Source organism: Xanthomonas sp. NCPPB 2922, assembly GCF_041520885.1.
In the GTDB taxonomy this organism is placed as follows: domain Bacteria; phylum Pseudomonadota; class Gammaproteobacteria; order Xanthomonadales; family Xanthomonadaceae; genus Xanthomonas; species Xanthomonas campestris.
The window spans coordinates 88,318-94,317 of record NZ_JBGOFY010000018.1 but is presented as its reverse complement, the minus strand read 5'-3'; the positions used below and the strand labels follow the sequence as shown (position 1 = coordinate 94,317).

The following is a 6,000-nucleotide window of genomic DNA, read 5'->3' as shown; positions in this document are numbered from 1 at the left end:
GATCGACTTCATGTCCGATGCGTTGTGGGATGGTCGACGCTTCCGCACGTTCAATGTCATCGACGATTTCAGTCGGGAAGCTTTGGCGATCGAAGTGGACTTGAATCTTCCGGCCGCCCGCGTGATCCGCACCTTGGAGCGCATCGCAGCCTGGCGCGGCTACCCCGGCAAACTTCGCCTGGACAATGGCCCGGAGTTTGTCGCGTTGGCCTTGGCCGAGTGGGCCGAGCGCAAGGGCATCGCCTTGGATTTCATCGAGCCGGGGCGTCCAATGCAAAACGGTTTTATCGAACGCTTCAACGGCAGCTACCGGCGCGGCGTGCTGGACATGCACATCTTCCGCACGCTGAGCGAGGTTCGCGAACAGACCGAACACTGGCTGGCCGACTACAACCAGCAGATCCCGCACGACAGCCTGGGCGGGCTAACGCCCGCCGAGTTCCGCGATCAACATCAACCGCAGACCTCTAGTTTTGGCTGGCATTGAATTACGGGGAGTCGACACCGATTCAAGGCACATTGCTGCAAGAAGATCGGCAGCGCGCTCGCTACGGTGCGCATTCAAGCCGACTCCAGCACCCAACACCCGAACGCCGGCCCAGCCGAATAGCCGGTCTCCGGTTCGATGCGGATCTGCAGGGTGGCACGGCCGGCCAGTGCTGCTGGCAAGGCGTAATCCACGTCGACGAAGTCCAGGCCGCGATTGCCGTCCAGGCGTTCGTTGGCGATGAGTTCGCCGTCGGCGAGGATGCGGAAGCGGCGGCGGGTTTCGTCGCCCCAGTAGCGCAGGCGCAGCACGCGGGCGGTTGCGGTGTTGCGCAGGGTAAAGGCGATGAAGCCACCGGTGCGGGCGTCACGGCCGGCGCGGCGGCGGTAGCTCAGTGCGTAGGAGCCGTCGCTCTGCAGGGCGTGCGCTTTTTCGGAGGCGTCGTCGCCCAGGGCGACCCAGTCCAGTGCACTGGCATCGAGCGTACGCTGGCGTGCGGCTGCGGCGTCCTGTTCGGCCTGGCGTTGCTGCCAGTCGTTGGCACTGCGGTGTTCCAGATAGACCGCGCTGCGGCGGTCGAACTGCGCGTAGAACGGTGAGAAGCGCCAGTGTTGGCCGCCGTCGCTGTAGACGTAGCTGCCCTGCTCTGCCGCTGGTTGCAGCTGCTGCAGGACCTCGTCACCGCCAATCAGCGCCGGCGTCTTGCCCGACCACGGCGTGGCGGCATCGCCCAGATCTGCCGCCAGCACCAGTGGCCCGCGCAGCAGCGAGACCCAGGCGGGGTCATCGGGCGTGGCTTCCAGCCGCAATGGCATTTGCAGGCTGAGGTTGAGCGTGTCGCCTGGGTGCCAGGTGCGCGTGACCCGCAGATAGCCATCGACAGCCGCTGCGTCCACAACCGCGCCATTGAGCTGCAGCACCGGCGTGGCCGCCCAGCCGGGTACCCGCAGCGAGAGCGTGCGCTGCGCTGCCGGGGCAGCGTCGATGCGCAGCGAGAGCGTGCCCTGCGCCGGCAGCGCGCTGTGCAAGGTCATGTCCAGCCCGGCTGCGTTACGCACGCGCGACGGCACATACAGATTGATCGCCACGCCCTGCCCGTCCTCCCAGTAAATCGAGTCACCGAACTGGGCGTGCGCTTCCATGCCGCTGCCGACGCAACACCAGAAATCGTCGAACGGCGATGACCAGCCGCGCGCCTCGCCGGCCAGCATCGGTGTCATGTAGGTGAACATGCCGGTGCGTGGATGCTGCTGCGCCATCACGTGGTTGAGCAGCGTGCGCTCGTAGTAATCGAAGTACGCGGCTTGCGGGCCCCATTGGTACAGGTGCCGGGTGAGCTTGAGCATGTTGTAGCTGGAACAATGTTCGCAGGTCTGCTCGGTGAGAAACTTCGAGATGCTGTCCGGCTGCTGGAAATATTCGCGGTCGCCATTGCCACCGATTACATAGCTGTGATGGTCGGTGACGGTGTTCCAGAAGAACCGCGCCGCCGCACCGGAAGCCGCATCACCGGTCACCTCGTATTCGCGGGCCAGGCCGATGAGTTTGGGGATGTTGGTGTTGGAATGCTGGTGCACCAGTTCGTCGCGTTGGGCGACCAACGGGTCGAACACGGTGTGGTGATGCAGACGCTGCGCCAGTGCCAACCACTGCGCATCGCCGGTGCGCACATGCAACTCGACGAAGGACTCGTTGAGCCCGCCAAACTCGCACGAGAGCACCTTCTGCAGCTGCGTGTCGTCCAGTGCGGCAAAGATACCCTGCAGGTAGCCGGCCAGTGCCACCGCCACCTGCAGTGCCTGCGCGTTGTCGCAATGCACATGCACGTCGAGCAGGCCGGCGAACAGCTTGTGCCAGGTGTACAGCGGTGCCCAGCTGCCGTTGAGATAGAACGGTAGCGGCTCGATCTTGCCGCGTTTGAGTTCGTCGAACACCGCGCGGCCACTCTCGATCTGGCCGGCCGCATTCTTGCTGGTGAACCCAGCCACGTAGCCATCGCCGGCATGCGCCTGGCAGCGTGCGAGTTCGGCCACCAGATAGCTGGCGCGCGTGCGGCACTGCGCATCGTCGGTTTGCGCATGCATCAGCGCCAACGCACTGAGGTAGTGCCCCAGCGTGTGGCCGGCGATGGTGTCCGCTTCCCATCCGCCGTAGGCGGGGGCCTTGGGATCGAGACCGGCGTACAGCACGAAGTTGTGCAGCAAGCGGTCCGGCTGCAAGCGCATCAGATAACGGCGATTGGTGTGCAGCGCATCCAGAAACAGCGACGGCGTCAGCCGCACCTGCGCCAGCGGCACCGCGCGGATGCTGCCGGGCTGCGCAGCGGCGGCCTGGGCTGGAAAACGCAGGAATCCGGCCGCCACCGCCAGGCTGCTCCAGGCCAGAAACCGACGCCGCGACAGGCTCAGTGCAGCATCGTTCACGTCATCAATGGGGTGTGCATGCGTCATCGGACCAGCTTAGCTCCTGTGGGCAACGGCGCAGTGCGCACGCGGTTGCAGTCTGCGGTGGTCGGCCTTGCGCTCGGCGGTGTTGCGGCGTTGTTGCGACGATGGAACGCAAGCGCCGGCTGCACGCACGCCCACCACTGCGCCAGTCAGAACTTCACCGTGGCACGCGCCCAATAGAACCGGCCCAACACATCGTAAGTAGCCACGTCAGTATTGGCATTGCCAACATTGTTGGAGTAGTACAGCGGCGGCTGCTTGTCGGCGATGTTGTCCACGCCCACTTCAAAGTGCGTGTGCCACGGTTGCACCTCGTAGCCCAGCTGCAGATTGTTGTAGACATAGGCGCCGATCTTGCGCACCACGGTGGGCCGGCTGGAATCGGCCGACAGGCTCTGGTCCGGATCGGAATTGCCGATGGCGGTATTGCCGACGTAACGGATGCGCCAGGTTGCGCTCCAGTCGCCCAACGCCCAGCTCACCGTGCCCAGGCCACGCCAGCGCGGGAAGTTGCCATAGGCCTGCGTGTAGCGGCCCACATTGTGGATGGTGACCGAGCTGGGGTCGGTGGTGTCGGGCAGCACGTCGTAGCGCGTGAGATAGGTGCCATTGAGGCCGACATTGACGTTACCCCATGCGGTTTCCGGCAGGCGATAGGTCAGGTTGAAGTCGATGCCCTTGGCCCACAGCTTGCCCAGATTTACGGTGGGCTCGGCGATGTAGTTGATGGTGCCATTGCCGTTGCGATGGATCAGCGGGCAGAACGCGCTGGCAGAATTTGCATAACACTGATTGAGCACGGTCTGCGCGGAGACGGTGGTGATGGTGTCTTCCAGATCGATGCGCCACCAGTCCGCGCTCAGCGAGAGGCCATCGATCCATTGCGGGTCGTAGACCAAGCCCACGTCATAGGATTTGCCGGTTTCCGGCTTGAGCTGGTAACCAGCCACCGCTGCGCCGGACACCTTGCCCGACACCTGGCCATCGGATTGCTGATAGCTGCCATCGGTGGGCACGTTGGCACAGGCCACGCTGCTGCCGCCGGTGTAGCCATTGCATGGGTCATTGACGGTGGCCGCATCGCCGGCCACTCCGGCGTACAGCTCGTTGATATTGGGCGCGCGGAACACCTGCGAGACCGTGCCACGCAGCAGCAGGTTTTCGATCGGGCGGTACTCCAGCGACACCTTGCTATTGGTCTTGCTGCCCACCGAGCTGTAGTCGGAAAACCGCGTGCCCAGGGTGATGTTCAAGGCATTGATACCCGGCAGGTCCTTGAGCAGCGGGAACAGCGCTTCTGCATAGGCCTCCTTGACATCAAAGCTGCCGCTCAACGTGGAGGCGCAGTATTCGATCACGCCGCACAAGCCGTCCTCATCGCCCGTCCACAACGGGTCGGAGGTGGTGGTGGAGCGCTCCTTGCGATACGACAGACCGGCCGCCAGGCTGGCTGCGCCGGCCGGCATCTCGAACAGCGTGCCGTTGGCATTGGCCTCGAACTGCTTGACGGTGTAGACGCTGGTGACAATCGGGTTGACCACCATGCCCTGCAGGGTTGCGAGATTGGAGCTGTCGTTGAGGTTGAAGAAATTCAGCGGCGTGCAGCCGGCGATCGCTGCGCCCGCGCTGCCGCACTTGACCACGCCATCGCTGTCCAGAAACGACGGACCGATGGCCTGATTGAAGGTGGCGTAGTCCAGGAAGCCGTTGTTGATCGACTTCTGCTTGACCTTGCCGTAGTTGAACGTGGCATCCCATTGCCAGGAGCTGTCCCCGAAGCGCCCGCGCAGGCCGGGGCTGATCTGGAAGTTGTAGGTGTTGTACTGGTAGCTGCGATTGCCCAGCACGGTGGCGCGGGTATTGAGGTCGTTGTACGAGGTGCCGGAGCTGCGATCGGTGCCGAAATTCACCCCGAATGGGTTGTAGTAACTCTGCGACGACACCAGGATGTTGTCGCCGTTGGAAAAGATCGGGATCGGCGCGATGATCGAGGCGGATTCGGTTTTACTGAACCACGTGTTGACGTAGCCCTCCACACTGTCGCTGAAGCGATACGTGCCCAGCACAAAGGCATTGGTGCGCTTTTGCGGTGTCTGCAACAGATTGAACGGTTGGTAGTTGTAGGAATCGGCAGCGGCGTCGTAACAATGAAAATCGCCGGGCCCGGCACGGCCGCTGACACCGCCATTGAGCGTGACACGCGTACAGCCATTCGCTTGCCGCAGCTGGTTTGACGCCTCGGAGCCATCGTTGAAATTGACGGTGCCGGTGGGCGTTGCGGAGGAGCCCTGCTTCACCGGCACGCTATCGGTGAGCGCCAGCGCATCCTTGGAATAGTCACGCGCGGCGGCAGAAACCGGGTCGATGTTGTGATACGACAGCCCGGCAATCAGGCTGCCGCGCTCGAAAGTCTTGCCGGCGGTGAGCGCGAAATTGCGGCGATTACCATCGCGCTCCTTGCTGGTGCCGAAGTCGCTGCTGAACTGCACGCCGTCAAAGCGCGTACGCAGGATGAAGTTGACCACACCGCCAATGGCATCGGACCCGTACACCGCCGACGCACCATCGCTGAGTACCTCGATGCGTTCGATCATGCTGGCCGGAATGGCATTGACGTCGTTGTAGGCCAGCCGAATGCCGTTGACCAGGACCAGCGTGCGCTTGTCGCCCAGACCACGCAGCGACACGGCGGCGGCACCGGTGCCGCCGCCGTTGTTGGTGTACGGGTTGGTGGCATTGCCGGCGATCGATGGCAGCTCCTGCAACAGGTCGCCCACCGTGGCCTTGCCGGTGGCGGCAATCTGCTCCTGGCTGACGGTCACCACCGGGTTGGCGGTTTCGGTATCCACGCGGCGCAGGCGCGAGCCGGTGACCACCACGCTGTCGAGTGTCTGTGTTGCAGCGCCAGTGCCGGCCGCTTGCTGCGCGCAGACAGGTGCAGCGGTGGCAGCCAATGCAAGCAGCACGGCGCTGCCCAGCGTCGTCTGCACATGCGTGACCGCACTGAGCGGAGATCTGGCGGAACGCGACGGCAACATCGGCATGCAGGGCTCCTGGTTCGGACAG

At 63.9% G+C, this 6,000-nt stretch carries 3 protein-coding genes; 1 reads left to right on the top strand and 2 read right to left on the bottom strand.

Annotated features, from left to right (window positions below):
• Nucleotides 1-487 (top strand): integrase core domain-containing protein (locus ACD584_RS17555; protein WP_372357320.1); only part of this gene is annotated, 487 nt, incomplete at its 5' end.
• Nucleotides 488-561: 74 nt separating this feature from the next.
• Here ACD584_RS17555 and ACD584_RS17550 read toward each other — a convergent pair.
• Both ACD584_RS17550 and ACD584_RS17545 read right to left on the bottom strand, forming a co-directional pair.
• The gene (locus ACD584_RS17550) at nt 562-2,937 is read right to left on the bottom strand and encodes a glycoside hydrolase family 127 protein (RefSeq protein WP_076036824.1); all 2,376 of its coding nucleotides are present in this window, start codon (nt 2,935-2,937) and stop codon (nt 562-564) included.
• Between the two features lie 146 nt (nt 2,938-3,083).
• Nucleotides 3,084-5,978 carry a TonB-dependent receptor domain-containing protein gene (locus ACD584_RS17545; RefSeq protein WP_040941138.1) on the bottom strand — a complete coding sequence of 965 codons (2,895 nt, stop codon included), beginning with the start codon at nt 5,976-5,978 and terminating at the stop codon, nt 3,084-3,086.
• Between the last annotated feature and the right edge of the window lie 22 nt (nt 5,979-6,000).

What these genes read in the sequence shown, in the direction of transcription:
- ACD584_RS17550 (WP_076036824.1), bottom strand. Translation starts at nt 2,937, where the DNA reads ATGACGCATGCACACCCCATTGATGACGTGAACGATGCTGCACTGAGC.
- ACD584_RS17545 (WP_040941138.1), bottom strand. Translation starts at nt 5,978, where the DNA reads ATGCCGATGTTGCCGTCGCGTTCCGCCAGATCTCCGCTCAGTGCGGTC.